General features: G+C 68.2%; 23 protein-coding genes. 11 read left to right on the top strand and 12 right to left on the bottom strand.

The genetic code is table 11. The features are described 5' to 3' along the window. The first annotated feature begins 81 nt into the window (after nt 1-81). A complete protein-coding gene (locus AC1M14_RS03025; RefSeq protein ID WP_102773436.1) occupies nt 82-1,020 on the top strand; it encodes a LysR family transcriptional regulator in 939 nt (312 codons plus the stop codon). Between the two features lie 12 nt (nt 1,021-1,032). Here AC1M14_RS03025 and AC1M14_RS03020 read toward each other — a convergent pair whose 3' ends face one another. Beyond that, entirely contained in the window at nt 1,033-1,851 is an 819-nt protein-coding gene (locus AC1M14_RS03020) for an IclR family transcriptional regulator (protein WP_102773435.1), read from the bottom strand. 257 nt (nt 1,852-2,108) lie between these two features. On the opposite strand from AC1M14_RS03020, the gene AC1M14_RS03015 reads away from it, so the two are divergent. From AC1M14_RS03015 to AC1M14_RS03000, 4 genes are read left to right on the top strand one after another with little or no spacing between them, the layout of a single operon-like run. After that, a complete protein-coding gene (locus tag AC1M14_RS03015; protein ID WP_479730949.1) occupies nt 2,109-3,113 on the top strand; it encodes a 2-dehydro-3-deoxygalactonokinase in 1,005 nt (334 codons plus the stop codon). 9 nt (nt 3,114-3,122) lie between these two features. Continuing rightward, the gene (locus AC1M14_RS03010) at nt 3,123-3,776 is read left to right on the top strand and encodes a 2-dehydro-3-deoxy-6-phosphogalactonate aldolase (protein ID WP_479730948.1); all 654 of its coding nucleotides are present in this window, start codon (nt 3,123-3,125) and stop codon (nt 3,774-3,776) included. Next, nucleotides 3,773-4,921 carry a galactonate dehydratase gene (gene dgoD / locus AC1M14_RS03005; RefSeq protein WP_102773432.1) on the top strand — a complete coding sequence of 383 codons (1,149 nt, stop codon included), beginning with the start codon at nt 3,773-3,775 and terminating at the stop codon, nt 4,919-4,921. Before AC1M14_RS03010 ends, dgoD begins: the two co-directional genes overlap by 4 nt. A 27-nt stretch (nt 4,922-4,948) precedes the next feature. Continuing rightward, complete coding sequence (locus AC1M14_RS03000; RefSeq protein WP_479730947.1) at nt 4,949-6,250, top strand: MFS transporter; 1,302 nt, start codon at nt 4,949-4,951, stop codon at nt 6,248-6,250. A gap of 4 nt (nt 6,251-6,254) precedes the next feature. On the opposite strand, the gene AC1M14_RS02995 is transcribed toward AC1M14_RS03000, so the two are convergent. From AC1M14_RS02995 to AC1M14_RS02985, 3 genes are all read right to left on the bottom strand, one after another. Beyond that, nucleotides 6,255-7,451 (bottom strand): MFS transporter, encoded by a 1,197-nt coding sequence (locus AC1M14_RS02995; protein ID WP_209164618.1) that lies wholly within the window; start codon nt 7,449-7,451, stop codon nt 6,255-6,257. Nucleotides 7,452-7,613: 162 nt separating this feature from the next. Beyond that, on the bottom strand, nt 7,614-8,387 hold the full coding sequence (locus AC1M14_RS02990) for an IclR family transcriptional regulator (RefSeq protein ID WP_102773429.1): 774 nt from the start codon (nt 8,385-8,387) through the stop codon (nt 7,614-7,616). Then, nucleotides 8,377-9,174 (bottom strand): IclR family transcriptional regulator, encoded by a 798-nt coding sequence (locus tag AC1M14_RS02985; RefSeq protein WP_479730946.1) that lies wholly within the window; start codon nt 9,172-9,174, stop codon nt 8,377-8,379. The genes AC1M14_RS02990 and AC1M14_RS02985 overlap by 11 nt, the downstream gene beginning before the upstream one ends. 169 nt (nt 9,175-9,343) lie before the next feature. Between AC1M14_RS02985 and AC1M14_RS02980 the strand changes: the two genes are divergently transcribed. From AC1M14_RS02980 to AC1M14_RS02960, 5 genes are all read left to right on the top strand, one after another. Beyond that, on the top strand, nt 9,344-10,510 hold the full coding sequence (locus AC1M14_RS02980) for an acyl-CoA dehydrogenase family protein (RefSeq protein WP_479730945.1): 1,167 nt from the start codon (nt 9,344-9,346) through the stop codon (nt 10,508-10,510). 64 nt (nt 10,511-10,574) lie between these two features. Further along, nucleotides 10,575-11,558 carry a Bug family tripartite tricarboxylate transporter substrate binding protein gene (locus AC1M14_RS02975; RefSeq protein ID WP_102773426.1) on the top strand — a complete coding sequence of 328 codons (984 nt, stop codon included), beginning with the start codon at nt 10,575-10,577 and terminating at the stop codon, nt 11,556-11,558. An 18-nt stretch (nt 11,559-11,576) separates the two neighbouring features. Further along, nucleotides 11,577-12,746, top strand: a complete 1,170-nt coding sequence (locus AC1M14_RS02970) for an acyl-CoA dehydrogenase family protein (RefSeq protein ID WP_479730944.1) — start codon at nt 11,577-11,579, stop codon at nt 12,744-12,746. Nucleotides 12,747-12,767: 21 nt separating this feature from the next. Then, on the top strand, nt 12,768-13,763 hold the full coding sequence (locus tag AC1M14_RS02965; RefSeq protein ID WP_209164623.1) for an acrylyl-CoA reductase family protein: 996 nt from the start codon (nt 12,768-12,770) through the stop codon (nt 13,761-13,763). A gap of 16 nt (nt 13,764-13,779) precedes the next feature. Beyond that, nucleotides 13,780-15,885: an acetate--CoA ligase family protein gene (locus AC1M14_RS02960; RefSeq protein ID WP_479730943.1), complete on the top strand. Its 2,106-nt coding sequence runs from the start codon at nt 13,780-13,782 to the stop codon at nt 15,883-15,885. A gap of 10 nt (nt 15,886-15,895) precedes the next feature. On the opposite strand, the gene AC1M14_RS02955 is transcribed toward AC1M14_RS02960, so the two are convergent. The 8 genes from AC1M14_RS02955 to AC1M14_RS02920 form a co-directional block, all read right to left on the bottom strand. Beyond that, nucleotides 15,896-16,669 (bottom strand): SDR family NAD(P)-dependent oxidoreductase, encoded by a 774-nt coding sequence (locus AC1M14_RS02955; protein WP_246842464.1) that lies wholly within the window; start codon nt 16,667-16,669, stop codon nt 15,896-15,898. Then, on the bottom strand, nt 16,669-17,646 hold the full coding sequence (locus AC1M14_RS02950) for a Bug family tripartite tricarboxylate transporter substrate binding protein (protein ID WP_111825950.1): 978 nt from the start codon (nt 17,644-17,646) through the stop codon (nt 16,669-16,671). The genes AC1M14_RS02955 and AC1M14_RS02950 overlap by 1 nt, the downstream gene beginning before the upstream one ends. Before the next feature lie 37 nt (nt 17,647-17,683). Further along, a complete protein-coding gene (locus AC1M14_RS02945) occupies nt 17,684-18,571 on the bottom strand; it encodes an ABC transporter permease (RefSeq protein ID WP_209164626.1) in 888 nt (295 codons plus the stop codon). Further along, nucleotides 18,564-19,340 (bottom strand): ABC transporter ATP-binding protein, encoded by a 777-nt coding sequence (locus AC1M14_RS02940; RefSeq protein ID WP_479730942.1) that lies wholly within the window; start codon nt 19,338-19,340, stop codon nt 18,564-18,566. The genes AC1M14_RS02945 and AC1M14_RS02940 overlap by 8 nt, the downstream gene beginning before the upstream one ends. After that, on the bottom strand, nt 19,337-20,266 hold the full coding sequence (locus AC1M14_RS02935; protein ID WP_479730941.1) for an MBL fold metallo-hydrolase: 930 nt from the start codon (nt 20,264-20,266) through the stop codon (nt 19,337-19,339). Before AC1M14_RS02935 ends, AC1M14_RS02940 begins: the two co-directional genes overlap by 4 nt. 9 nt (nt 20,267-20,275) lie before the next feature. Beyond that, the gene (locus AC1M14_RS02930; protein ID WP_479730940.1) at nt 20,276-21,292 is read right to left on the bottom strand and encodes an ABC transporter substrate-binding protein; all 1,017 of its coding nucleotides are present in this window, start codon (nt 21,290-21,292) and stop codon (nt 20,276-20,278) included. Nucleotides 21,293-21,368: 76 nt separating this feature from the next. Next, a complete protein-coding gene (locus AC1M14_RS02925) occupies nt 21,369-22,085 on the bottom strand; it encodes an SDR family NAD(P)-dependent oxidoreductase (RefSeq protein WP_479730939.1) in 717 nt (238 codons plus the stop codon). An 8-nt stretch (nt 22,086-22,093) separates the two neighbouring features. Next, on the bottom strand, nt 22,094-23,797 hold the full coding sequence (locus AC1M14_RS02920) for a thiamine pyrophosphate-binding protein (RefSeq protein ID WP_479730938.1): 1,704 nt from the start codon (nt 23,795-23,797) through the stop codon (nt 22,094-22,096). Between the two features lie 155 nt (nt 23,798-23,952). Between AC1M14_RS02920 and AC1M14_RS02915 the strand changes: the two genes are divergently transcribed. Next, a complete protein-coding gene (locus AC1M14_RS02915; RefSeq protein ID WP_479731777.1) occupies nt 23,953-24,945 on the top strand; it encodes a LacI family DNA-binding transcriptional regulator in 993 nt (330 codons plus the stop codon). The last annotated feature ends 20 nt before the right edge of the window (nt 24,946-24,965 follow it).

Here is a 24,965-nt window from a genome sequence, read left to right as displayed (position 1 = left end):
GTCGGGATGACTGCGGTAGACGTCATGATCGGCCGCAAGATTATTAGACACAAATAGATATTTATCTAATATTCTTAACCTATGGCTATCAATATCAAGTACCGGCCGTTAAAGGCCTTTCTGCTGGCCGTCGACAGCGGTTCGTTCACCCATGCGGCCAACCAGCTGGGCGTCACCCAGCCGTCGTTCACGGCCCTGATCCAGGACCTGGAAGACGTGCTGGGGCTGCGGCTGTTCGAGCGCACCACGCGCGCCATCAGCCTGACCTCGGCCGGGCGGGATTTCCATTCGCGGGTGCAGCGTCCCATCGCCGACCTGGAAGAGGCCTACCGCAGTCTTGCCGACCTGGCCGCGGTGCGCCGCGGCAACGTGGCCCTGGGCGCCCTGCCGTCGGCGGCGCTGAGCCTGCTGCCGGCGGCCGTGGGCGAGCTCCGGCGCGCGCATCCCGCGCTGAAGGTACGGGTGGTGGAGGCGCACAACGACGAGCTGCTCGCCATGCTGCGCACCAACCAGATCGAATTCGCGGTGGCCGCGCAGACCGAATCGGCGCCGGACCTGGCCTTCACGCCGCTGGGGCAGGATTGCTTCTGCGCGGTCTATCCCGCCGGGCATCCGCTGGGCGCGGACAGGAAAGTGCTGCACTGGCGCGACGTGCTGCGCTATGACCTGATCCTGCTGTCGCAGGGTTCGCATGCGCGCCAGCAGTTCGACCGCGCGGTGCGCGACGAAACCGGCGCGCCCGCCACCGCGCTGCGCTACGACGTCACCCATATGGGCACCGCCGCCGGCATGGTGCGCCAGGGCCTGGGCGTGAGCGTGCTGCCGCGCCTGGCGCTGCCGGAACTGAACCTGGCCGGCCTGGGCTGCACGCCGCTGGGCGACGCGTCGGCGCGGCGCGACATCGGGCTGCTGCACCGGCGCGACCGCACGCTGTCGCCGGCCGCGCAGGCCCTGGCCGCCCAGCTGAAGAAAGCCATGGCCGAGATCCAGCCGCGGCTGCTTTCCGTGCCCGCCGCCTGAAGCCGCCGGGGATCAGGCGCGCTCTACCTTCCACCCCAGTTCGGCGGAAATCTCCGCCGCCGCGCCCTGCACCACGGCGACCATTTCCCGCATGCGTTCCAGCGACATGTACGGCACCGTGCTGGACACGCTGATGGCGGCCACGATGCCGCTGGACGCGTCACGCACCGGCGCGGCCACGCAGCGGATCGACGGCTCGTTGTCCTCGAGGTCGAACGCGTAGCCGTGGGCCGCGTACTCGCGCATGCGGTCGCGGAAGGCCTCCCAGGTCTGGCGCCCGCCGGGCGCGCGCGAGGACACCGGCGCGCCCACCCGGTACAGCGCCTTCCATTGCGGCTCCTCCGCGTCCAGCAGCAGCGCCTTGCCCACGCCGGTGGCCGCCAGCGGCATGCGATGCCCCACGCGCGAACGCATTTCCAGCCCCTTCTTGCCGGGGATCTTCTCCAGGTACAGCACCTCGTCGTTGTCGCGCACGGCCAGGTGGATGGTGTCGCCCGTCAGGGCCGCCAACTCGTCCAGGTAGGGCCGCGCCAGCGTCGCCATCGGAAAGGCCTCGCGCGCCTGGAAGCCCAGCTCGATCAGCTTGGGGCCCAGCACGTAGCCCACGCCGGGCAGGGACCGCAGATAGCGTTCCTGCACCAGGCAGCTGGCCAGCCGGTGCGTGGTGCTGCGCGCCACCCCGATGCGGGCGCAGATGTCTTTCAGATCGCGCGCGCCGGCCGCCACCGCCTGCACCACGGCCAGGCCGCGCATCAGTGTCTGCGTGCCGGCGGGCGCGACGGCGTCGGGGTCCAGGGCGGGAGCGGGGTCGGGCGAGAACGTGGCGGTCATGACAACTCGGAACAGGGCGGCCGGAAACAGCCGGAAAACACGGTGACAAGCATACCCGGCGCATCCATGCCGGAAAGCGGGGAATAGTCTCAAATTCCCTATATATGGGATTTCATTCTATATTTTGAGATTTTTCAAGCACTGATCTAGAATTTTTCCCATCGCCCGCGCGCCTGCGGCGGGCCCGCACAACCAGGTCCGCGCACGCTTGCCGCCACGACGGCCAGGGCCGCGGCCAGAGCCGAGACCGATTTCTGATGACTACCGGATTGCCCGCCCGCGCGGCGCTCATCGCGCTGGACTGGGGCACCTCCTCGCTGCGCGCCTACCGGCTGGACGCCGCCGGCCGCACGCTCGATACCCGCCACCTGCCCTGGGGCATCATGCGCCTGCCGCAGCCGCTGCAGGACGGCGCGGCCACCGCCACGCTTTCCGGTTTCGAGCTGGCCTTCGAACAGGCCTGCGGCGACTGGCTGCGGGCCGAGCCCGCGCTGCCGGTGATCGCCTGCGGCATGGTCGGCAGCGCCCAGGGCTGGCGCGAAGCCGCCTACCTGGACGTGCCGCTCGACCTCGCGCGCATCGGCACACAGCTCACCGTGGTCGAACGCGGCGGCGCCACGCCCGTGCACATCGTGCCGGGCCTGATCCAGCGCCAGGGCCTGCCCAACGTGATGCGCGGCGAAGAGACCCAGGTGTTCGGCGTGCTGTTCGAGCCGGCGCGCGCCCACGACAACATGCTGATCGGCCTGCCCGGCACCCATTCCAAGTGGGTCGGCGCGCAGCGCGGCCGCGTCACGCACTTCCACACCTTCATGACCGGCGAGATCTACGCCGCGCTGCGCGGCCACACCATCCTGGGCCGCACCATGGCCGACTCCGCCGGCGCCGACATGGCCGCGTTCGGACGCGGCCTGCAGGTCGCCGGCTCGCCCGCCGGCCGCGCCGGCGTGCTGTCCACCGTGTTCAGTACCCGCGCGCTGGGCCTGACCGGCCAGCTGGCGCCTACCTCGCAGGCCGATTACCTGTCGGGCCTGCTCATCGGCCACGAAGTCGCCGCGCTGGCGCAGCTGCTGCGCCAGCAGGGCGAACTGCCCCGCATCGTGCTTTGCGGCGAGCCGGCGCTTTGCGGCCGCTACATACAGGCCCTGCAGCACTACGGCCTGGGCACGCCCGAGGTGGCGCAGGACGCCACCGAACGCGGCCTGTGGCACCTGGCCGTCAGCGCCGGCCTGATCGACTCCTGTCCAACGGCCCATTCCTAGGAAACGAACATGCACCATCCCGGACTGCAAACCGCCATGGCCGAATGCGGCCTGATCGCCATCCTGCGCGGCATCACGCCCGCCGAGGCCGAACCCGTCGGACAGGCGCTCTACGCCGCCGGCTTTCGCCTGATCGAAGTGCCGCTGAACTCCCCCGACCCGCTGGACAGCATCCGCGCCATGCGCGCGGCGCTGCCCACCGACTGCCTGATCGGCGCCGGCACGGTGATCGCTCCCGAGGACTGCGCCCGCGTGCAGCAGGCCGGCGGCGAACTCATCGTCATGCCGCACAGCGACGGCGCCGTGATCCGCGCCGCCAGACAACTGGGCATGGCGGCCTGCCCCGGCGTGGCCACGCCCACCGAGGCCTACGCCGCGCTGGCCGCCGGCGCCGACGTGCTGAAACTGTTCCCCGCCGAACAGCTCGGCCCGGCCGTGCTCAAGGCCTGGCGCGCCGTGCTGCGCCAGCCCCTGGCCCTGGTGCCGGTGGGCGGCATCACGCCGGACAACCTCGCCCCCTACGTCCAGGCCGGCGCCAGCGGTTTCGGCCTGGGCTCGGCCCTGTACAAACCCGGCCTGTCGGTCGCCGCAGTCGAACACAACGCGCGCGCTTTCATCGCCGCCTGGCAGCGCGCCCAATCCGCCAAGGAGACTCAAGCATGAAGATCACCAAGCTCACCACCTACATCGTGCCGCCGCGGTGGTGCTTCCTGAAAATCGAAACCGACGCCGGCATCGTCGGCTGGGGCGAACCCGTGGTCGAGGGCCGCGCGCAGTCGGTGGCCGCGGCCGTCGAGGAACTGTCCGACTACCTGATCGGCAAGGACCCCTGCAACATCGAAGACCACTGGACCGTGCTGTACCGCGGCGGCTTCTACCGCGGCGGCGCCATCCACATGAGCGCGCTGGCCGGCATCGACCAGGCGCTGTGGGACATCAAGGGCAAGCATCTGGGCGTGCCGGTGTCCCAGCTGCTGGGCGGCAACGTGCGCGACCGCATCCGCGTGTATTCGTGGATCGGCGGCGACCGCCCGGCCGACACCGCGGCCGCCGCCAAGGGCGCGGTCGAGCGCGGCTTCACCGCCGTCAAGATGAACGGCACCGAAGAACTGCAGTACATCGATTCCTTCGACAAGGTCGAGAAGTGCCTGGAGAACGTGGCCGCCGTGCGCGACGCGGTCGGCCCCAACGTCGGCATCGGCGTGGACTTCCACGGCCGCGTGCACAAGCCCATGGCCAAGGTGCTGATGAAGGAACTCGAACCGTTCAAGCTCATGTTCATCGAAGAGCCGGTGCTGAGCGAACACTACGAAGCGCTCAAGGAACTGGCTCCGCTCAGCTCCACCCCGATCGCGCTGGGCGAGCGGCTGTTCTCGCGCTGGGACTTCAAGCGGATTCTGGCCGAGGGCTACGTGGACATCATCCAGCCCGATCCCTCCCATGCCGGCGGCATCACCGAAACGCGCAAGATCGCCGCCATGGCCGAGGCCTACGACGTGGCGCTGGCGCTGCACTGCCCGCTCGGGCCCATCGCGCTGGCGACCTGCCTGCAGATCGACGCCGGCTGCTACAACGCCTTCATCCAGGAACAAAGCCTGGGCATCCACTACAACGCCGCCAACGACCTGCTGGACTACGTCAGCAACCGCGAAGCGTTCGCCTACCAGGACGGCATGGTCTCGATTCCGCAGGGTCCGGGCCTGGGCATCGAGGTCAACGAGGAATACGTCAAAGAACGCGCCGCCGTCGGCCACCGCTGGCGCAACCCCATCTGGCGCCACGCCGACGGCAGCTTCGCCGAATGGTAAGCCGATAACGAAAACGAGGAGACGCCCTTGTCCGCCGCCGCCATCCAAGCGGGCCTGCGCCCCACGCGCAGCCGCTACCTCATCATGGTGATGCTGTTCATCACCGTCGTCATCAACTACCTGGACCGCAGCAACCTGTCCATCGCCGCGCCCGCCCTCAAGGACGAGTTCGGCCTGGACACCGTGCACGAAGGCCTGATCCTGTCTGCCTTCGGCTGGACCTACGCCGCCATGCAGATCCCCGGCGGCTGGCTGGTCGACCGCGTGTCGCCGCGGGTGCTGTACGCGGCCGCGCTGATCCTGTGGTCGGCCGCCACCTTCTTCATGGGCTTCGCCGGCAGCTTCGTGATCCTGTTCGTGCTGCGCCTGGCCGTGGGCGCGCTGGAAGCGCCCGCCTATCCCATCAACAACCGCGTCGTCACCACCTGGTTCCCGGAAAAGGAACGCGCCACCGCCATCGCCTTCTACACCTCCGGCCAGTTCGTCGGCCTGGCGTTCCTGACGCCGGTGCTGGCCTGGCTGCAGCATCACTTCGGCTGGCACATGGTGTTCGTCAGCACCGGCCTGGTGGGCATCGTCTGGGGCGTGCTGTGGTTCCTGGTCTACCGCGAACCGCGCCAGTTCAAGGGCGCCAACGCGGCCGAGATCGAACTCATCCAGCAAGGCGGCGGCGTGGTCGACCTGGAAAAGCGCGTCACGGAAAAAAAGGCCCCGTTCCGCTGGAACGACCTGGGCCTGGTGATGAGCAAGCGCAAGCTGTGGGGCGTCTACCTGGGCCAGTTCTGCCTGACCTCCACGCTGTGGTTCTTCCTGACCTGGTTCCCCACCTATCTGGTGAAGTACCGCGGCATGGACTTCATCAAGTCGGGCTTTCTGGCCTCGGTGCCGTTTCTGGCGGCCTTCGTCGGCGTCCTGTGTTCGGGCGTGCTGTCCGATTTCCTGGTGCGCCGCGGCGCCAGCGTGGGGCTGGCGCGCAAGCTGCCCATCATCCTGGGCCTGCTGATCTCCACCGCCATGATCGGCGCCAACTTCACCGACTCCACGCCCTGGGTGATCTTCTTCCTGGCCGTGGCCTTCTTCGGCAACGGGCTGGCCTCGATCACCTGGTCGCTGGTCTCGACCCTGGCGCCGGTGCGGCTGCTGGGCCTGACCAGCGGCGTGTTCAACTTCGTCGGCAACCTGTCGTCCATCTGCACGCCCATCGTGATCGGCCTGCTGGTGTCCAAGGACAGCTTCGCGCCCGCCATCGTCTACGTGTCGTCGCTGGCGCTGCTGGGCGCGCTGGCCTACATCCTGCTGGTGGGCAAGGTAGAACGGATCGAGGCCTGAGCCTTCAGCAGCCCTGCATCGCCAGCCTGCGGCGCGCGTTGCCGGCGCGCTGAAGCAGCACCAGGGCCAGGCCGGCCGCCGCGATGACGGCGCCGGCCACGGGCACGGCGGCATAGCCCAGGCCGGCCGAAATCACCGCGCCGCCCGCAGCCGCGCCCACCGCGTTGCCCAGGTTGAAAGCCCCCACGTTCACCGACGAGGCCAGCCCCGGCGCTTCGGTGGCGGCGCGCATCACGCCCATCTGCAAAGGCGGCACCACCGCGAACGTCGCCACGCCGAAGATCAGCAGCGACACCGCCGCGCCCACCGGCGTGGACGCGACCCACGGAAAGGCCAGCAAGTCCACGATGACCAGCACCAGGAAAGTGATCAGCGTGCCGTCCAGCGAACGGTCGGCCATGCGCCCGCCCAGGCCGTTGCCCAGCGTGAAGCCCAGGCCCACCAGCACCAGCATGCCGGTGATGAAGGCCGGCGACGCGCCCGTGATCTCGGCCAGGGTCGGCGCGATGTAGGTGTACAGCGTGAACATCGCGCCCGCGCCCAGCACCGTGGTCAGCAGGGCCATCAGCACCACCGGGCGCTTGAGCACCGACAGTTCGTGCCGCACGTCGGGGCGGCTGCCGGACGCGCCCGCCGGCAGCGCGCGCCACAGCGCCAGCATGGCGAGCAGGCCCAGCACGGCGGTGGCCGCGAACGACATGCGCCAGCCGATGGCCTGGCCCAGCCAGGTGGCCGCCGGCACCCCGCCCACGTTGGCGATGGTCAGCCCCATGAACATGGTGGCCACGGCGCTGGCCTGCCTGTGGCGCGGCACCACGCTGGCCGCTACCAGCGATCCCAGCCCGAAGAAGGCGCCGTGGTTCAGGCTGGTGACCAGGCGCGCCAGCAGCAGCGTCGTGTAATTGGGCGACAGCGCCGACAACAGATTGCCGATGGTGAAGATCGCCATCAGCAGGATCAGCGCGCGGCGCCGGGACCAGCGCGAAAAAGCCAGGGTCATCAGGGGCGCGCCGACCATCACGCCGATGGCGTAGGCGCTGATCAGCATCCCCGCGCTGGGGATGGATACGTCCACGCCTTCGGCGATGACGGGCAGCAGGCCCATGGGCGAAAACTCGGTCACGCCGATCCCGAAAGCGCCCACGGCAAGCGCGAGCAGCGGTAGGCCGGGCTTGACCGGCCGGGTGTCTGTTGAGTTCATGCGGATTTCCTCGGTTCGATAGCGTCGACCGGGGCTGGGAGCCGCCTGGCGGACAGGCCGGCTGGCGCGTCGCCTGGGCCCGGTCGAAAGACAGGCGCCCAGTATGCCGGCTGCATCCTTGCGGAAACAGTGGGGGACAGGCGAAACACTTTTGACTGGAAGTCACGAATAGCCGAGCAGACGCTCCGTCTCGCGCGCCAGCGCGACCAGGCGCGGGCCGATGTCGGCCGCGCGTTCGCGGTAAGGACCGTCGCCTGCCGGCACGCCGCAATTGAACACGTACAGCAGCGACTGGTGCGGCCGGCTCAGCGGCGCGGCGAAACCGTAGGCGTCGGGACGCCACTGCAGGTTGTTGCCGCAATAGCCCTTGCGCTCCAGGTCGCGGCGGGCCGCGGCCAGCGTGGGGAAATGCGCCTCGTAGTGCGCCGGGTCGGCCACGCGCAGCTGGTTCAGCACCGCCGCGCGCTCCTCGTCGGACACGCGCGCCAGCCAGGCGCGGCCGGCGGCGCTGGACAGCAGCGGCAGCGATGCGCCGATGTCGGGGCGGGTCTGCAGCGCTTCGTTGGAGCGGGCCGTCTCCACATACACCATCTGCAGGCGGTCGCGCACCACCAGCGACACCGCCCCGCGCGCATGGTCGGCGAGCTGCTTCATGAGCGGGCGCGCCAGCTGGCGGATCTGCATGCTGGCCAGCAGCGGATAACTCAGCGCCAGCACCGAGGCGCCCAGGCGGTAGCGCGGCGGCTCGCCCTCGCGCTGCAGAAAGCCCAGTTCGACCAGCGTATGCGTCAGGCGCGCGACGGCGCTGCGCGACAGGCCCGTCTGCGCCGCGAAATCCTTGTTGGCCAGCACCGGGCGGTCAGCGCGGAAACACGCCAGGATGTCGATGCCGCGCGCCAGCGTGGTGGTGAATTCGCGGTCCGGCTCATGCGCCATGTTCACGCTCCAGCATTTTCTCCACGCGTTCGGCCAGCGCCAGCAGGCGCGGCGCGACGCGTGCGCGCAGGTCGCCGGGACGCAGCCGCGCCACCGGCACGCCGCAGTTGAACACCAGCGCCTGGCCGTCGACCCGCGTGCGCATCGGCACCGCCACGGCATGCACGTCCGAATGCCAGTCGCCCTGCCCCACGCAGTATCCATGCTCGGCGTAATCGCGCTGCGCCTGCTCCCAGTCCGGCGCGTAGCGGCGCCAGGCCGCCGGGTCCTGGCGCCGCAGCGTCTCCAGCACGGCCTGGGCCTCGCCGCCGGCGCCCTGGGCCAGCCAGGCGCGGCCCATGGCCGACGGCAACAGCGGCAGCAAGGCGCCGATATCGGGCCTGAAAGACACCGCGTCGTGGCCGCGGCAGGTCTCCAGATACACCATGTTCAGGCCGTGGTGCATGCCCAGCGAAGCCGAGCCGCCGGCCGTGTCGGCCAGGCGCTTCATCAGCGGCCGCGCCAGCTGGCGGACCTTGATGCTGGCCAGCAGCGGATAGCTCAGCGACAGCACCGCCGGCCCCAGCCGGTAGCGCCGCAGGCCGCCGTCGTAGCGCAGCAGGCCGCGCTGCATCAGCGTGGTAGTCAGCCGCGAAATAGTGGCCTTGGACAGGCCGGTGCGGTCGGCCAGCTCCCGGTTGCTCAGCGCCGGCTCCCCGTGGCGGAAGGCCTGCAGCACCGACAGCCCGTGCGCCAGCGTGGTGGCGAAGGCCGGATCGGCGTGGCGCTGGCCGGGGCTGCTGGGCATGGTCGGGGTTCCTGAAAACGCGGGCGGCAGGCGCGGCCCGTCCTGCCGATGATAGAGCAGGCGGGCCGGCGCCCACGCAAGTTGCGTTCAAGATATCGAAACACTTGTCTCAAATCCGGCGGCCTTTTGCTAGCCTGAATCGAACCACCAGACCAGACGGAGACTCACCATGATCCGGGACCGCGACGGCTTCCCCCAGTTCCTCGAATCGCTGCGCCGCTACGTGCGCGAACGGCTGGCGCCGCGCGAGGCCGAGGTCGCCCGCCTGGACGAAGTCCCGCCCGACCTGGTCGCCGACATGGCCGCCCAGGGCCTGTTCGGCTACTCGATTCCCACGCAGTACGGCGGCGCGGGCATGACCACCGAAGAACTGGTCCTGGCCGCCATGGAACTGTCGCAGTGCTCGGTGGCGTTCCGCGCCCGGGTGGGCACCAATACCGGCATCGGCTCCGAGGCGCTGGTGGCCGACGGCACCGATGAACAGAAGGCCCGCTACCTGCCGCGCCTGGCCTCGGGCGAACTGACCGGCTGCTTTGCGCTGACCGAGCCGCAGGCCGGCTCCGACGCCACCGCGCTGACCACCACCGCCGTGCGCGACGGCGACCACTACGTGCTCAACGGCGAAAAGTGCTTCATCACCAACGCGCCGCTGGCGGGCCTGTTCACCGTCATGGCGCGCACCGCCCCCGACGAACCGGGCGCCAGGGGAATCAGCGCCTTCATCGTCGAGCGCGGCACGCCGGGCCTGTCCACCGGGCAGCCCTACGACAAGATGGGCCAGGCCGGTTCGCCCGTCTCCGGCGTGCACTTCCAGGATTGCCGCGTGCCGGCCGCCAACCTCATCGGCGGCCGGCTCGGCATGGGCTTCAAGACCGCCATGAAGGTACTGAACAAGCAGCGCATCCACCTGGCCGCGCTGTGCATCGGCCCGGCCATTCGCATGCTGGACGACACGCTGCGCTTCGTGGCCGAGCGCCAGCAGTTCGGCAAGCCGCTGATGGACTTCCAGCTGATCCAGGCCATGATCGCCGACTGCCAGACCGAGATCCAGGCGGCCCGCGCGCTGGTGCTGCAGACCGCGCGCGAACGCGACGAAGGCCGCGACGTCACGCTGAACGCCTCGATCTGCAAATACTTCTCATCGGAAATGTGCGGCCGCGTGGCCGACCGCTGCGTGCAGATGCACGGCGGCTACGGCTATATCGCCGACCACGGCATCGAACGCTTCTACCGCGACGTGCGCCTGTTCCGCCTGTACGAAGGCACCAGCCAGATCCACCAGTTGACCATCGCCCGCCACACCCTGAACCAGGCGGGTTACACGCCGGGCCGCTAACGCAGCCCCCAAGGGACCGCGGCCGCAAGAAGCCGCCGGCCCGCCCCAACCGAAGGAGACTTCCATGCTGCACAAGCACCTGCCCAAGTGGATCGCGGCCGCGGCCGCCACGTTCGCCTGCGCGGCGCTGCCGCCCCAGGCGGCCGCCGCCTATCCCGACAAGCCCGTCAGGCTGATCGTCCCGTTCGCCCCCGGCGGCTCGACCGACATCCTCGGCCGCCTGCTGGCCGAGACGCTGCACCCCATCCTGGGCCAGCCCGTCATCGTCGAGAACAAGCCGGGCGCCGGCGGCAACATCGGCGGCGACTACGTCGCCCGGGCCGCCCCCGACGGCTACACGCTGCTGCTGGCCGCCGCCGGCCCCACCGTCATCAACCCCAGCCTGTACGCCAACATGCCGTTCAACCCGGCCAAGGACCTGGCGCCCATCAGCTGCCTGGAGCGCGAACACAACCTGATGGTGGTGAACAAATCGCTGCCGGCCAAGAACCTGCAGGAGTTCCTGCAGTACGCGCGCAGCAACCCCGGCAAGCTGTCCTTCGGCTCGCCCGGCAACGGCTCGCCGGCGCAGCTTGCCGGCGAACTGCTCAAGCAGCAGGCCGGCCTGCAGGCGGTGCACGTGCCCTACAAGGGCACCGGCCCCGCCATCACCGACCTGGTGGCCGGACACATCGACTTCATGATCGACAACATGCCGGCGCTGCTGCCGCAGGTCAAGGCCGGCAGCCTGCGCGCGCTGGCCGTGCCCAGCGACCAGCGCGCCACCGCCGCGCCCGACATCCCCACCTTCGACGAAGCCGGCCAGAAGGGCTTCGTGGTGATGGCCTGGAAGGGCCTGATGGCGCCGGCCGGTACCGACCCGGCCGTGATCGAACGCCTGCACGCCGCCGTCGTCAAGGCGCTGCAGGACCCCACGCTGCGCGCGCGCTTCCAGGAACTGGGCGCCGAACCGCTGGGCAGCACCCCCGCCGAGTTCGCCAAGCAGATCGCCGATGAAACCGCCTGGTGGGGCAAGCTGGTGCAGTCCACCGGCACCCGCATCCAGTAAGCCGCAAGGAAGACCGCCATGCATGCCCAGCAGGAGAACCATGACGAACAGGCCGTGCAGGACCTCTGCGACCGCATGCGCCGCTTCGTGGACGATATCGCCATACCCGCCGAATCGCCCGCCATCGCGCGCGACGTGACGGCGCTGGACCGCCGCGTCGCGGAACTGCGCGTGCGCGCCCGCGAGGCCGGCCTCTATGCGCCGCAGCTGCCCGCCGAATGGGGCGGGCTGGGCCTGGGCTGGCGCGCCCTGGCCCGCCTGCTGGAAGAAGCCGGACGCAGCTTCCTGGGACCGGCCGCGCTGAACTGCGCCGCGCCCGACCAGCCCAACATGCTGACGCTGCTGCGCCTGGGCGACCCGACCCAGCAGGAACGCTTCCTGGCGCCGCTGGTGCGCGGCGAACAGCGCGCCTGCTTCGCCATGACCGAGCCCGCGCCCGGCGCCGGCTCCGACCCTTCCATGCTGCAGACGCGCGCCGAGCGGCGCGCCGGCCGCTGGGTACTGAACGGCCACAAGCAATTCATCAGCGGCGGCGTGGGCGCGGACTTCGCGCTGGTGCTGGCGCGCGCCGAAGAAGGCGCGACCCTGTTCCTGGTGCCGGCGGACACGCCGGGCTACCGCGTCGTGCGCGACATCGGCATGGTCACCGGCTACCAGATCGGCGGCCACGCCGAGATCGCGCTGACCGGCTGCGAAGTCGGCGACGACGCGGTGCTGGGCGAACCCGGCCGCGGCCTGGAATACGCGCAGCTGCGCCTCGAACCCGCCCGGCTGTCGCACTGCATGCGCTACATCGGCCGCGCCCGGCGCGCGCTGGAAACCGCGCAGGCGTACGTGGCGCGGCGCGACTCCTTCGGCTCGCGCCTGGCCGACCTGCAGCAGATCCAGGCCATGGTCGCCGATTCGCACATCGACCTGCACGCCAGCCGCCTCATGACCGAGGATTGCGCCGCCCGCATGGACACCGGCCTGTCGGTCAAGCAGCATAGCGCCATGACCAAGGTCTTCGTATCCGAGGCCGTCAACCGCGTGGCCGACCGCGCCGTGCAGATGATGGGGGCCTCGGGGCTGTCCGAGGACACGCCGGTGGCCATGGTCTGGCAGGAAATGCGCCCTTTCCGCATCTACGACGGCGCCAACGAGCTGCACCGCGCCACCCTGGCGCGCCGGCTGCTGGCGCGCGCCTGAACCCGAACCAAGGAGAGCACGATGGATAACCCGAGTTTCCAGGCCTACCGACTGCATGCCGGCACGGACGGCGCGCCGCCCGAGGGCCGCTTCGAGACGCTGTCGGCGGACGCGCTTTCCGCCGGCGACACGCTCATCAAAGTGGCCTACGCGGGCCTGAACTACAAGGACGCGCTGGCCCAGGCCGGGCGCGGCAACATCATTCGCCAGTATCCGCGCATCGGCGGCATCGACCTCTCGGGCACCGTGGTGCATTCGGCCGACCCGGCGCTGGCGCCCGGCCAGGAAGTCGTCGTGCACGGCTTCGGCATCGGCGTGGACTGCGACGGCGGCTACGCCGAATACGCGCGCGTGCCCCACGAGTGGGTGCTGCCCCTGCCCGCCGGCATCAGCCTGCGCGACGCGGCGGTGCTGGGCGCGGCCGGCTATACCGCCGCGCTCTCGCTCCACTGGATGGAACATTGCGGGCTGACGCCCGACCAGGGCGAAGTGCTGGTGACCGGCGCCACCGGCGGCGTCGCCGGCGTGGCCATCGACATCCTCAGCCAGCGCGGCTACCGCGTGTGCGCCATGTCCGGCAAGCCCGACGCCGCCGCCTACCTGCGCTCGCTCGGCGCGCAGGAAGTGATCGCGCCGCCCGACCCGGCGGCCGCCATCAAGCCCCTGATGAGCGCGCGCTGGGCCGGCGTCGTCGATTCCGTCGGCGGCAGCGTGCTGGCCCACGCGCTGGCCAGCACCCGGCCGGACGGCGTGGCCGCCGCCTTCGGCAACGCCGGCGGCGCGGAGCTGCCGACCTCCGTCATCCCCTTCATCCTGCGCGGCGTCAAGCTGCTGGGCATCAACGCCAACAGCCCCATGCCGCTGCGCAGCCAGGTCTGGAACAAGCTCGCCGCCGAGTACCGCCCGGCGCGCCTGGACCTGATCGCCCGCGTCATCGAACCGCGCGAACTGCCGCAGGCGCTGGCCGCCATGCTCGAACGCGGCAGCATCGGCCGCAGCGTGGCGCGCTTTTCCTGAACCCACTGCCCGCATCATGATCCAGCTTCCCGACCCCACCCTGTCCCGCCTCTTCGACCCGCGCAGCATCGCCATCGTGGGCGCCTCGGCCACGCCGGGCAAGATCGGCGCCATGCCGGTCACGCTGCTGCGCCAGCACGGCTACGAAGGCCGCATCATCCCCGTCAACCCGCGCGCCGACACCATCCAGGGCCTGGCCGCGGCGCCCTCGCTGGACGCGCTGGACCAGGACGTCGACCTGGCCATCCTGGCCGTGCCCGCGGCCCACGCGGCGCAGGCGCTGCAAAGCGCCCGCCCCGGCCAGCTCGGCGCCGCCGTGATCTTCACCTCCGGCTACTCCGAAACCGGCGCGGCCGGCGCCGAACAGCAGCAACGCCTTTGCCGCATCGCGCGCGAACGCGGCATCCGGCTGCTGGGCCCCAACTGCCTGGGCTTCATGAACGTGCGGCGCAAGGTCTACGCCACCTTCTCGCCCGCGCCGGCCAACGGCGCGGTGCCCGCCGGCGGCATCGCCATGGTGTCGCAGAGCGGCGCCTTCGGCGCCTATGCCTACAGCATGGCGCGCGAACGCGGCCTGGGCCTGTCGCACTGGATCAGCACCGGCAACGAAGCCGACATCGACGTCGCCGACTGCATCGAATGGCTGGCCCACGACGCCGACACCCGCGTCATCATGGCCTACATGGAAGGCTGCCGCGACGGCGCCAAGCTGCGCCGCGCCCTGGCCGCGGCGCGCGCGGCCGGCAAGCCCGTGGTGGTCACCAAGATCGGCCGCACCCAGGCCGGCGCGCAGGCCGCCGCCTCGCACACCGCCGCGCTGGCCGGCGACGACGCCGTCTACGACGCGCTGTTCCGCCAATACGGCGCCCTGCGCGCGCGCACCATCGAAGAATTCTTCAACCTGGGCTACGCCCTCGACACCTGGCCACGTCCGCCCGCCGGCAGGCGCCTGGGCATCTTCACCATCTCCGGCGGCGTGGGCGCGCTGATGGCCGACGAAGCCCAGGACGCCGGCCTCGCGCTGCCCGAGCCCGCCGCCGCGGCCCAGGCCCGGCTGCTCGCGCAAGTGCCCTTCGCCAGCGCCCGCAACCCCGTCGACGTCACCGGCCAGGCGATCTCCGAACCGGGCCTGCTGCTTGCCACCGCCGACGACATCCTGGCCGACGGCCGCTACGACGCACTGGCCGTATTCCTGGCCGCCGCCGGCTCCTCCGAAGCCCTCTGGCCCACTTTCGAAAATTTCGCCCGCGAAATGCAGGCCCGCCATCCCGGCGTGCCGCTGGCCATCAGCGCGCTCTTCACGCCCGAGCGCCGCCGCCAGCTCGAACGCCTGGGCTGCCTGGTGTTCCCCGATCCCAGCGCCGCCATCCGCACCCTGGGCACGGTGGCCCAACTGGCCGATCACGCCGACGCGGCCGCCGAACCCGCCGCATCCTCGGACGACCCGCCCCCGCTGCTCGACGCCTACAACGAAGTCCAGGCCATGGACCTGCTGCGCCGGGCCGGCCTGCCCGCCACGCCCTGCATCCTGGCCGCCGACGCCGACGCGGCCGTGCGCGCCGCGGCCGAACTGGACGGCCCCGTGGCCCTGAAAATCGTATCGCCCGACATCGTGCACAAAAGCGACGTGGGCGGCGTAAAGCTCAACGTCGCCGGCGAAGACGCCCTGCGCCGCGCCCACGCCGACATCCTGGACGCGGTGCGCCGCCACGCGCCCGAGGCGCGCATCGACGGCGTGCTGGTCGCGCCCATGGCGCCCAAGGGCGTGGAATGCATCGCCGGCGTGCACTGCGATCCGGTGTTCGGCCCGGTGGTCATGTTCGGCCTGGGCGGCGTCTTCGTCGAAGTCCTCAAGGACGTCAGCTTCCGCCTGGCCCCCTTCGGCCGCGACGAAGCCCTGGCCATGATCCGCGCAATCAAGGGCTACGCCCTGCTGCAAGGGGCGCGCGGCACCCCGCCCTGCGACGTCGACGCGCTGGCCGACGCACTGGCGGCCCTGTCGCGCTTCGCCCACGCGCGGCGGGACGACTTCAGTTCGGTGGAGATCAATCCGCTGCTTGCGCTGCCGGCAGGCCAGGGCGCGCTGGCGTTGGATGCCGTGGTGATGCGGGCAGGCGCCTGAGCGCCCTGCGTCACGCCATTGCCTGCCCCCCGTTCACGTCCAGCGATACCCCCGTGATGAACGCCGCATCGTCGGACGCCAGGAACGCGACCACGCCGGCAATGTCGTCGACCGTGGCGTGCCGGCGCAACGGGATCTCGGAGACGATGCGCTCGCGTTCCTCGGCGCTGCGTCGCTCGGCCCATAAACCACTGGTGCGCGGCGTCAGCACGACGCCGGGACAAATGCTGTTCACGGTAATGCCGTCGGGACCATATTCCATCGCCAGCTGGCGCGTGAGCGACGCGATGGCGCCCTTGGCGGCCGCGTAGTTCGGCCCCGCTATCAAACTGCCGTAGCGTCCGGCCTTGGAGCCATAGTTGATGACGCGCCCGCCGCCGCTGCGCTGCATCAACGGCAACGCGGCGCGGCAGGCCCACACCGCCCCCATCAGGTTCAGGTTCACTACCCGGAACCAGTCGTCATCGCTTTGCTGCGCGAACCCATAGGGCGTGTGCAAAGAGCCTCCGGCGTTATTGACCAATACGTCCAGCCGTCCGCTCGCGTCGAATGCGCTTTGAATGGCCTGCGCCATGGCCGCCTCGCTGCAGGAATCGGCCTGCACCGCTTCCACCCGCAGCTGCATATGCTCCGCTTCGCGACACGTCGCGTCCAGGGCGTCCGGATCTCTATCGGATATCCACACTCGCATCCCTTCCTGCGCCAGGCGCAAGGCCGCGGCCTGCCCTATGCCCGCGCCGGCCCCGGTCAGAAATGCCGTTTTTCCCTTCAGGCCTCGCATCATCACTCCACCTTGATGTTCGCAAACCGGATCACCTCGGACCAACGCTGCGTTTCCGTGTTCAGCAGTTCACGGAAGTCCGAGATCGATCCGCCCTTGGGTTGCGCCCCCACGTTCGCCAGACGCTCCTTGAAACTGTCGGTGGCGAGGATCTTGTTCACCTCGGCGTTGATTTTCTCAAGTATGGCCGGCGGCGTGCCTGCCGGCGCCAACAACGAGAACCACCCTTGCGACTCGAATCCGGGCACCCCGGCCTGTTCCATGGTGGGGAGCTCCGGCGCCGCATCGCTGCGCTGTCTGGTGGTGACGGCCAATGCCTTGACGCGTCCGGACTTGATGTTCGGCAGCGCGGCGGGCAGGTTGTCGAACATCATGTCGATCTGCCCGCCCATCAGGTCGGTCAGGGCGGGAGAACTTCCGCGGTACGGGATATGCGTGATCTGCGTCTTGGTCATCGACTTGAACAGTTCCGACGAAAGATGCGGTGTGCCGCCTATGCTCGATGACCCGTAATTGACCTTTCCGGGACGCGCCTTGGCGTAGGCGATCAGTTCCTGCACCGAGGATACCGGCAGCTTCGGATTGATGATCAGCACATTGGGCACGGTCGCGACGACCACGATGGGGTCGAGTTCCTTCTGCGGATTGAACGGGTTGGATTTGAATAGTTGAGGATTGATCGTCAGGGTCTGCGGGGCGCCCACGACCAGCGTGTATCCGTCAGGCGCAGAACGGGCTACCGCTTCCATGCCGATGTTGCCGCTGGCCCCGCTGCGGTTTTCCACGACGAACGGTTGTCCCATGGCGCGCGCCAGCCTTTCGGAAATCTCCCGTCCGACGATATCGGTGGCCCCGCCCGGCGGAAACGGCACGACCACCTTGACGGGACGATCCGGATAAGAAGCGGCGCCCTGCGCCTGGGACGCGCCCGCCATGGCCAGCAGGCAAAGCGCGAGCGGAATGGATCTAAGGAGTTTCATCGATAAGTCTCCTGGCTCATGCTGATGAACCAGCGCTTCAAACCTGCATGCCCCAGCGCTGGATGGTTCTTCGCTCTATCACACGGAAGATCAGGTTCTCGACCACGAGGCCGATGATGATGATCGTCAACAGCCCCGCGAACACGGCCGCGATATTCAACTGGTTCTTGCTTTCGTAGATGAACCATCCCAGGCCGCCGCTGCTGGCGCTCACGCCAAATACCAGCTCCGCCGCGATGAGCGTGCGCCAGGCAAACGCCCAGCCGATTTTCAGGCCGGACAGAATGCTGGGAAACGCCGCCGGAATCAGGATTTGCGCAATGAAGGCGACATGGGACAGGCCGTAGTTGCGCCCCACCATCTTCAGTGTCGAAGAGACGGCCTGGAATCCGGAGTAGGTATTCAAGGTGACCGCCCACAGCACGGAATGAATCAGCACGAAGACCAGGGTCATCTTGCCCAGGCCGAACCAGATCAACGCCAGCGGCAGCAGGGCAATGGCCGGAAGCGGGTTGAACATGGCCGTCATGACCTCCAGGAAATCGGTGCCCAGCCTGGTCGTGATGGCCAGCAGGGTAAGCAGCGCCGCCAGAGCGATGCCCGCGGCATAGCCGGTCATCAGCACGTCGAGCGAGGTGGCGACGCGCCGCGGCAACTGGCCGGTGGCTACGCCGTCGATCAGGGCGCGGCACGTATCGATGAAGGTGGGAAGCAGAAGATCGTTGTCCAGGTATCGCGCATAGGCTTCCCACAGGCATGCCAGGACAACCAGCACCAGCAGCTTGCGCAGCCAGCCCTGGTCCCACAGGCGCGCCATGAATGGCAGGGGATTTTCGACCACGCCCAGGTTCTCCACCGCCGTAGGCGTCTTGTAGATGTTCGCCCGCACGCCGGGGCCCGGCTTGCGCATCGCCTCGTCAAGCATGGCTGTTCTCCTCGATATGCTGCGCAAAGAGAAGATGCTTGATCTCGTCTTCAAGCGCGGCCTGCGCGCCGGCCAGCGCCGGGCCGTCATCCAGGCCGCCCAGTTCGGCCCTGACCTGGCCCGGATGCGGCGACAGGAGCAGGATGCGGTTTCCCAATCGGACCGCCTCGGGTATGGAGTGCGTGACGAACAGCACGGTGAAGCGCGTGTCCTCCCAGAGCTGCATCAGCTCCTCCTGCATCTTGCGGCGCGTCAGGTCGTCCAGCGCCGCGAACGGTTCGTCCATGAGGATGATGTCGGGCTCCATGGCCATGCCGCGCGCGATTGCGACGCGCTGCTTCATGCCGCCCGACAGCATGTGCGGATAGCTGTCGACGAACTTCCCGAGATTGACCTTTTGGATATAGTGCACAGCCCGGTCTTCGGCCTCTTTTCCTCGCAGCCGTCCTGATGCCTGCAGCGCGAACATGACGTTCTGCTTGACCGTCTTCCAGGGCAATAGCTGGTCGAATTCCTGGAACACCATCATGCGGTCGGCGCCCGGCCGCAACACGGGTTTCCCTTGAAGCAATATCTCCCCTTCGGTTGGCCGAAGGTAGCCCCCCACGGCCTTCAGGATCGTCGATTTGCCGCAGCCGGACGGCCCCAGCAGTATGTAGCGGTCCCCCTGCCGCACCGTGAAATCCACCCGGTACGTCGCGGTCACCAGATGCTCTCGCGTCTTGTATTGCAGGGTCACTCCCCTGACTTCCAGCAACGGCGTCGTCATAAGGCCTCCCCTCGTCCGGCAGGCGGCGTTCGGCCCAGCCGGAATCTGACGCTTTCAAAGTCCGCCGCATAGCCGTCGCCGCGCGCCTGCACAAAGCAGGCATGCGGCTCGGCGAAATGCGCCGGCAGCAACAGGGCATCCTCGTCTGCGCAAAGGGCCAACAGGCGGCGGCGGGTCTCGATTCCGAGCGCCGGGTCGTCGTCGAAGCCCGTATAGAGCTCCGGGTGATAGATCTGCAAGGGATGGTGGAAGATGTCGCCGCTGCAATAGGCTCGCTCGCCCCGCGACGAAAGACGTATGCGCACGTGGCCCGCGGTATGGCCTGGCGCCGGCTCGACGGTCAGCACGCCGTCCAGTTCGTCGCCGTCGTCCACCAGTGTCATCTGCCCTGACGCGACCACGGGCAGGATGCTGTCTTCAAACACGTGGTCGTTGATATGCCGATGCGCATAATCCGGCCGGCGCGCATCCCAGCGCGCAAACTCCTTGCGCGAGAACAGATAGCGGGCATTGGGAAAGGTGGGCACCCATCGGCCGTCGACCAGCCGGGTATTCCAGCCCACGTGATCGCAATGCAGGTGCGTGCACATGACATACCCGATGTCTTCCGGTCGCACCCCCGCCCGCGCCAGACGCGACAGCCACGGGGTTTCGCACATATGGAAGCGCGGCACCTGCGGCCGGTTCTTGTGGTTGCCGACGCAGGTGTCCACCAGCACCCAATGATTCGGCGTACGCACAAGCCAGCTGTGGCTGCTGGTCCGGAAACGGTTCTCCCCGGCGTCATAGAACGTCGGTTCCATCCAGTGCCGCAACGGCGCCAGCATGTGCGCATCGAACGCGGGAAAGAGTTCGCGGGGCTGAAAGCCCAAGCCCAGCCTTTCCTCGATGCGCTCCACCACGATGTCGCCTATCCGTATTTTCATGCTCGCGCCCTAGTTCCCGGGCAGGCCATGAACCTGGTCTACGAACAGCTCCTTCCAGGTTGCCGGCTTGGCCTTGATGGTTCCTATCTGGTGCATGAATTCCGCGAAGGCCATCAACCCTTGCGGCGTAAGGTTGTATTCGACCTTGGGGTCGGACAGCATCTGGACCACATCCGCGACAGGATCGGTGTCCTTGGTGATGGCCAGATAGGTCTGCGCCGCCTTCTGCTTGTTTTCGGTGATGTACTTCTGCGCTTCATCCAGCGCGTTCAGCACCGCCTGCGTCAGCTTCGGATTGGCCTTCTGGAACCGCGTCGTCGTATAGAGCACGTTGGTCGAGCTCGGTCCTCCAACCACCTGATAGGTATCGATGACCGAATGGAACCCCGGCTGCTTCAGTTCCCGATACGAAAACGGAGGCACCGTGAAGTCGGCGGTCACCTGCCCCTTCCCCGACAACATGATCGCCATGCTGTCCGATAAAGGCATGGCGATCGTCAAGCGGTCCAGAACATCGTATTTTTCTTTCCCGAAAGCCTGGGCGGCGGCCATCTGCAAGACGACGGCCTGGGTGGAAACCTTGATTCCGGACACCACGATCCTGTCCTTGTCCGTGAAGTCCTTGACCGACTTCACCCCCGGATTCCGGCTTACCAGGTACATGGGCATCGCGTTGAGGGAAGCCAGCCCCATTACGCTGGCCGGCGTGTTGCGGGTACGCGCCCACATCGTGAGAAAGGGCGGCGGCCCGGCCACCGCGAAATCCAGGGCCCCCGCGATGAGCGCATCGTTCATGACCGATCCGCCGGTGAACTGATTCCAGCTCACCTTGACGTCCGCCAGCCCAAGCTCGCGCGCGTGCTTCTCTATCAGCTTCTGTTCCTGCATCACCATCAGGGGCAGGTAGGCGATGCCGTACTGCCTGGCGAGACGCACTTCCTGGACCTCCGCGCGAGCGGGCGCCGCGCCCAGGCACAGCGCCAGACACGCCAGGCCCAGGATACTTTTGAAGTTTTGAACCTTCATTTTTGTCCCCTTCACGAATTGAGCGCTGCGCCATACGGCTCTTGATGCCCGCTTGCACGCCGCGCGTTCCATACCGCTAATCCATCAACGTTCCCCCGTTGACGTCCAGCACATGACCGGTGATGAAACTCGCCGCGGGGCTGGCCAGGAAATACACGGCCTCGGCGATCTCGGCGGCCGTGCCAAGCCGGCCCAGCGGAACTTTCGCGGCGATGTCGGGCCAGCGGTCGCGCGGAATCATTTCCCCCTCGATCGGCCCCGGCGCGACGGCGTTGACGCGTACGTCGGGCGCCAGCTCGGTCGCCAGCGACTTCATCAAGGAGATCACCCCCGCCTTCGACGCGCAGTAGTGGGCCTTGGTGCCGCTTTTACCGGCGTTCAGCGCGGCGAACCCCGTTTTCCCCGCGCGGGACGTCAACAGCGTCATGCTTCCCTTGGCGCGCGACAACGGGCCGATGGCGGCCTGGGCCACCACAAAAGTTCCGGTCAGGTTTACGTCCATGAGCCGCCGCCACTCCTCCAGCGGAATGTCGGCAATGGGCCGGGCGGGCGCCGTAATCGCCGCGGAATGCACCAGCGCCTGCAAAGGGCCGCTCTTTTCGGCGCGGACGAACAGCGCGCCTACCTGCTGCGGATCGCACACGTCCGCGCGGATGTAGTCGCAGCCATCGGGCAACGGCTGCTGCGGCTCGGACAAGTCGGCGATCAGGACGCGATAGTCGACTGCCAGGCGCTGCGCAATGGCCCAGCCGATGTTGCGCGCGCCGCCGGTAACAATGGCTACGGGTTTCATGGGCGGCCTCAATAGTCCGATACGTCCACGTGGCTGGATGCCGGATCGACCGCCACGTCTATGACCGTGGGGACATCCGACCCGCGCGCTTGCGCCAGCGCCGCCGCCAGCTGCTCCGGCGTCGTCACGCTCACGCCGCGGCAACCCATGCCGCGCGCGATCTGGGCAAAGTCGGTCGGCGAAAAATCCACCGCGATGCGGCGGTCTTTCAGGTTGTCGCGCACCATGCCCAGGCCGCTGTTGTTCGCCACCACGACCGTGATCGGCAGCTTCTCCTGCACGCAGGTAGCCATGACGTTCATGGTCATGGCGAATCCGCCGTCGCCCGTCAGGCAGACGACGTTCTTCTCCGGATAAACCAGCTTGACCGCCGCCGCCGCCGGCGCCCCCCACCCCATCCCGCCGATGCCGCCCGGCACCACCAGTTGCCCCGGCGTGCGTATCTTCAGCGTCGTCGTCGCCCAGATTCGATTGGTGCCGGCATCCAGCGTCAACATATCGTCGGGGGTGAGAAAGGCATCCAGCGCCTCGATGACATCCGCGTTATGCAGCATGTTCGGCGCCGCGCGGGCAGGCGTATCGCGCACGGCATGGGCCGCCTGCAACCCCGCGATCCAGTTCAGGCGATCGCCCCTGCGGTGCGCGCCCAGATCGTGCCCGAGCAAGGCTTCGATTGCATCGCCGCCGTCTGCGCATATGGCAAGGTCTACCGGATAGACCCAGCCGGCATTGCGCGGATCGACGTCGATTTGAACGATGCGCTGGACCCCGGGCTTGATGAAGCCAGGGTTGCGGAATTTGATGTAGTCGGCCCCCAGGCTGGCCCCGACGACGATCAGCATGTCGGCGCCCTCCACGGCGGCGTTCGCCGACTTCATGCCCCAGGTGCCGAGCATGCCCACCGAAATCGCGGAGGTTTCGTCCACCAGGCCCTTGGCGTTGTAGCTGGTCGCCACCGCCAGGCCGAACCGGTCCGCCAGATCGGCGACCAACTTCCGGCCCCGGGGATTCTGCATGCCGTTGCCCACGATCAGCACGGGACGCTGGGCGGCCGCCACCATGTCCGCCGCCGCCTTGATGGCCTGCGGATCCGGCAAGGGCATCGCGACTTCCTGGTAGCCGTGCGACGGATAGAGCTGCACGCGCGACTGCTGCGGCATCTCCCGGCGAATGATGGGCGACTTCAGCACCACGGCGGTCGGCCCCTGGCGAGGCAGGCTTGCCTGCTTGTAGGCTTGCTGGATGGCGTACACCGCCTCGTGCGGCTCGGTGGCGTAGAAGGTGGACTTGGTCATGGTTTTCATGACGGCGCGGACGTCGGCCGCGCCATAGTCGCCCGTCATGGTCTGGTAGACGCCGTACATGCCGAAGCCGTCATAGCAGGAGGTATCGGTCAGCACCAGCATGGGCGAGCCAGCGAAATAGGCCTCCAGTATCCCGAACGCGCCCGTCGTGCTCGCGAAGGGTCCCTGGCCCATGTACAGCCCGGGCTTGCCGGTCAACCGCCCCACGACCTGCGCCATGATGGAGGCGACCTGCTCGCCCCTGGTCAGGATCACGCGCAATGCGTCTCTGGCCTGGTGGAACTCGTCCAGCATCCACGTCACCCCCAGGCCCGGCAAAGTGAAGGCGTAGTCCACTTTCAGTTCCACAAGCGTCCTGACGATCGCCTGCTTGGTCGTCACGGGGGCTGCGCTGGCAAGTCCATCCATGTCATTTCCTTGAAAAGGCCTTTTTTTCACAATACAAACGTTTGCATTTTCATGTCAATGGCACTTCACATGGGTGAATTCCCTTAGTGGTGGTATATTTTTGACCAACGTTTGCACGAACAGATTGGAACAGCATGGCAGCCAGCTTGCAGGACGTGGCCCGCATGGTCGGGGTCTCCATCAGCACCGTATCGCGCGCGCTGCACCGCCCGGAAATGGTCGACGCGGAAACCCGGAATCGCATCAACGCCGCGGTGACCGCGCTGGGATATGTGCCGCAGGGAGTGGGCCGCGCACTGGTATCCCGGCGCACGCACAGCATCGGCGCGGTCGTGCCGCGCATCGGCGCATCGGCTTTCGCGCAGACCATAGAGGCGCTGCGGCATGGGCTGGGCAAGCACAACTACACCTTGCTGCTGGCGCAACCGCCGGTCGAGGAACAGGCCGACCTGCGCCCCTTGCGCACGCTCATCGAACGCGGCGTGGACGCCATCGTCCTGCTGGGCAACGACTACCCGCCGCAGTGGCTGGACCTGATTACCAAGAACGGCTTGCCCGTCGCCACGATCTGGGCCGATGCAAGCAACGCCCCGCCCGGCGCCATCGGCTTCGACAACTATGTCGCCGGCCGGCAAGCCGCCGAGCACTTGCTCGGCCTGGGCCACCGCGAGTTCGCGTTCATCAGCGGCCATCTCGCGTCCAATCAGCGGGCCCGGCAGCGCTATCAGGGCGTGCTTGAAACCATTGCGGCGGGAGGCGGCCGCCTGTCGCGCAACTTGATCACCGAAGCCGACTATGAGTTTGCCGACGGCTATCGGGCCGCGCGCCGGCTGTTGGACGAAAAACAGCCCTTTTCCGCCCTGATATGCGGCAACGACTACCTGGCCCTCGGCGCCATGGCCGGCTTGCGCGAGGCCGGCCTGGATATTCCGCGCGATGTCTCGGTCATTGGTTTCAACAACAGCGAATTCGCGGCGTTCGTGGATCCCCCGCTCACCACCGTCCATTTCCCGTCGGTAGAGATCGGGGCCACCGCAGCGGAAACGCTGCTGGCCGCGATAGATTCGGACAATGCCATGCCGCCGCCGCAAATGCTGCCCACCGCGCTGATAAAACGAAACTCGACCGGCCCCGCCAAGACGCCGTAGCCGGGGCTGGATGCAAAAAA

The sequence above is a fragment of the Achromobacter sp. SX5 genome (assembly GCF_056711425.1).
The sequence above is the reverse complement of the archived record's forward strand: the minus strand, read 5'-3'. Positions and strand labels throughout refer to the sequence as shown.

Excerpts from the sequence above, each read along its gene's own strand:
- AC1M14_RS02940 (WP_479730942.1), bottom strand. The coding sequence starts at position 19,340 with ATGACGACGCCGTTGCTGGAAGTCAGGGGAGTGACCCTGCAATACAAG.
- AC1M14_RS02960 (WP_479730943.1), top strand. The coding sequence starts at position 13,780 with ATGATCCAGCTTCCCGACCCCACCCTGTCCCGCCTCTTCGACCCGCGC.
- AC1M14_RS02935 (WP_479730941.1), bottom strand. The coding sequence starts at position 20,266 with ATGAAAATACGGATAGGCGACATCGTGGTGGAGCGCATCGAGGAAAGG.
- AC1M14_RS02965 (WP_209164623.1), top strand. The coding sequence starts at position 12,768 with ATGGATAACCCGAGTTTCCAGGCCTACCGACTGCATGCCGGCACGGAC.
- AC1M14_RS03025 (WP_102773436.1), top strand. The coding sequence starts at position 82 with ATGGCTATCAATATCAAGTACCGGCCGTTAAAGGCCTTTCTGCTGGCC.
- AC1M14_RS02955 (WP_246842464.1), bottom strand. The coding sequence starts at position 16,669 with ATGATGCGAGGCCTGAAGGGAAAAACGGCATTTCTGACCGGGGCCGGC.
- AC1M14_RS02980 (WP_479730945.1), top strand. The coding sequence starts at position 9,344 with ATGATCCGGGACCGCGACGGCTTCCCCCAGTTCCTCGAATCGCTGCGC.
- AC1M14_RS03010 (WP_479730948.1), top strand. The coding sequence starts at position 3,123 with ATGCACCATCCCGGACTGCAAACCGCCATGGCCGAATGCGGCCTGATC.
- AC1M14_RS02925 (WP_479730939.1), bottom strand. The coding sequence starts at position 22,085 with ATGAAACCCGTAGCCATTGTTACCGGCGGCGCGCGCAACATCGGCTGG.
- AC1M14_RS02950 (WP_111825950.1), bottom strand. The coding sequence starts at position 17,646 with ATGAAACTCCTTAGATCCATTCCGCTCGCGCTTTGCCTGCTGGCCATG.
- AC1M14_RS02990 (WP_102773429.1), bottom strand. The coding sequence starts at position 8,387 with ATGGCGCATGAGCCGGACCGCGAATTCACCACCACGCTGGCGCGCGGC.
- AC1M14_RS02930 (WP_479730940.1), bottom strand. The coding sequence starts at position 21,292 with ATGAAGGTTCAAAACTTCAAAAGTATCCTGGGCCTGGCGTGTCTGGCG.
- AC1M14_RS02975 (WP_102773426.1), top strand. The coding sequence starts at position 10,575 with ATGCTGCACAAGCACCTGCCCAAGTGGATCGCGGCCGCGGCCGCCACG.
- AC1M14_RS03020 (WP_102773435.1), bottom strand. The coding sequence starts at position 1,851 with ATGACCGCCACGTTCTCGCCCGACCCCGCTCCCGCCCTGGACCCCGAC.
- dgoD (WP_102773432.1), top strand. The coding sequence starts at position 3,773 with ATGAAGATCACCAAGCTCACCACCTACATCGTGCCGCCGCGGTGGTGC.
- AC1M14_RS02995 (WP_209164618.1), bottom strand. The coding sequence starts at position 7,451 with ATGAACTCAACAGACACCCGGCCGGTCAAGCCCGGCCTACCGCTGCTC.
- AC1M14_RS02920 (WP_479730938.1), bottom strand. The coding sequence starts at position 23,797 with ATGGATGGACTTGCCAGCGCAGCCCCCGTGACGACCAAGCAGGCGATC.
- AC1M14_RS02985 (WP_479730946.1), bottom strand. The coding sequence starts at position 9,174 with ATGCCCAGCAGCCCCGGCCAGCGCCACGCCGATCCGGCCTTCGCCACC.
- AC1M14_RS03015 (WP_479730949.1), top strand. The coding sequence starts at position 2,109 with ATGACTACCGGATTGCCCGCCCGCGCGGCGCTCATCGCGCTGGACTGG.
- AC1M14_RS02970 (WP_479730944.1), top strand. The coding sequence starts at position 11,577 with ATGCATGCCCAGCAGGAGAACCATGACGAACAGGCCGTGCAGGACCTC.
- AC1M14_RS02945 (WP_209164626.1), bottom strand. The coding sequence starts at position 18,571 with ATGCTTGACGAGGCGATGCGCAAGCCGGGCCCCGGCGTGCGGGCGAAC.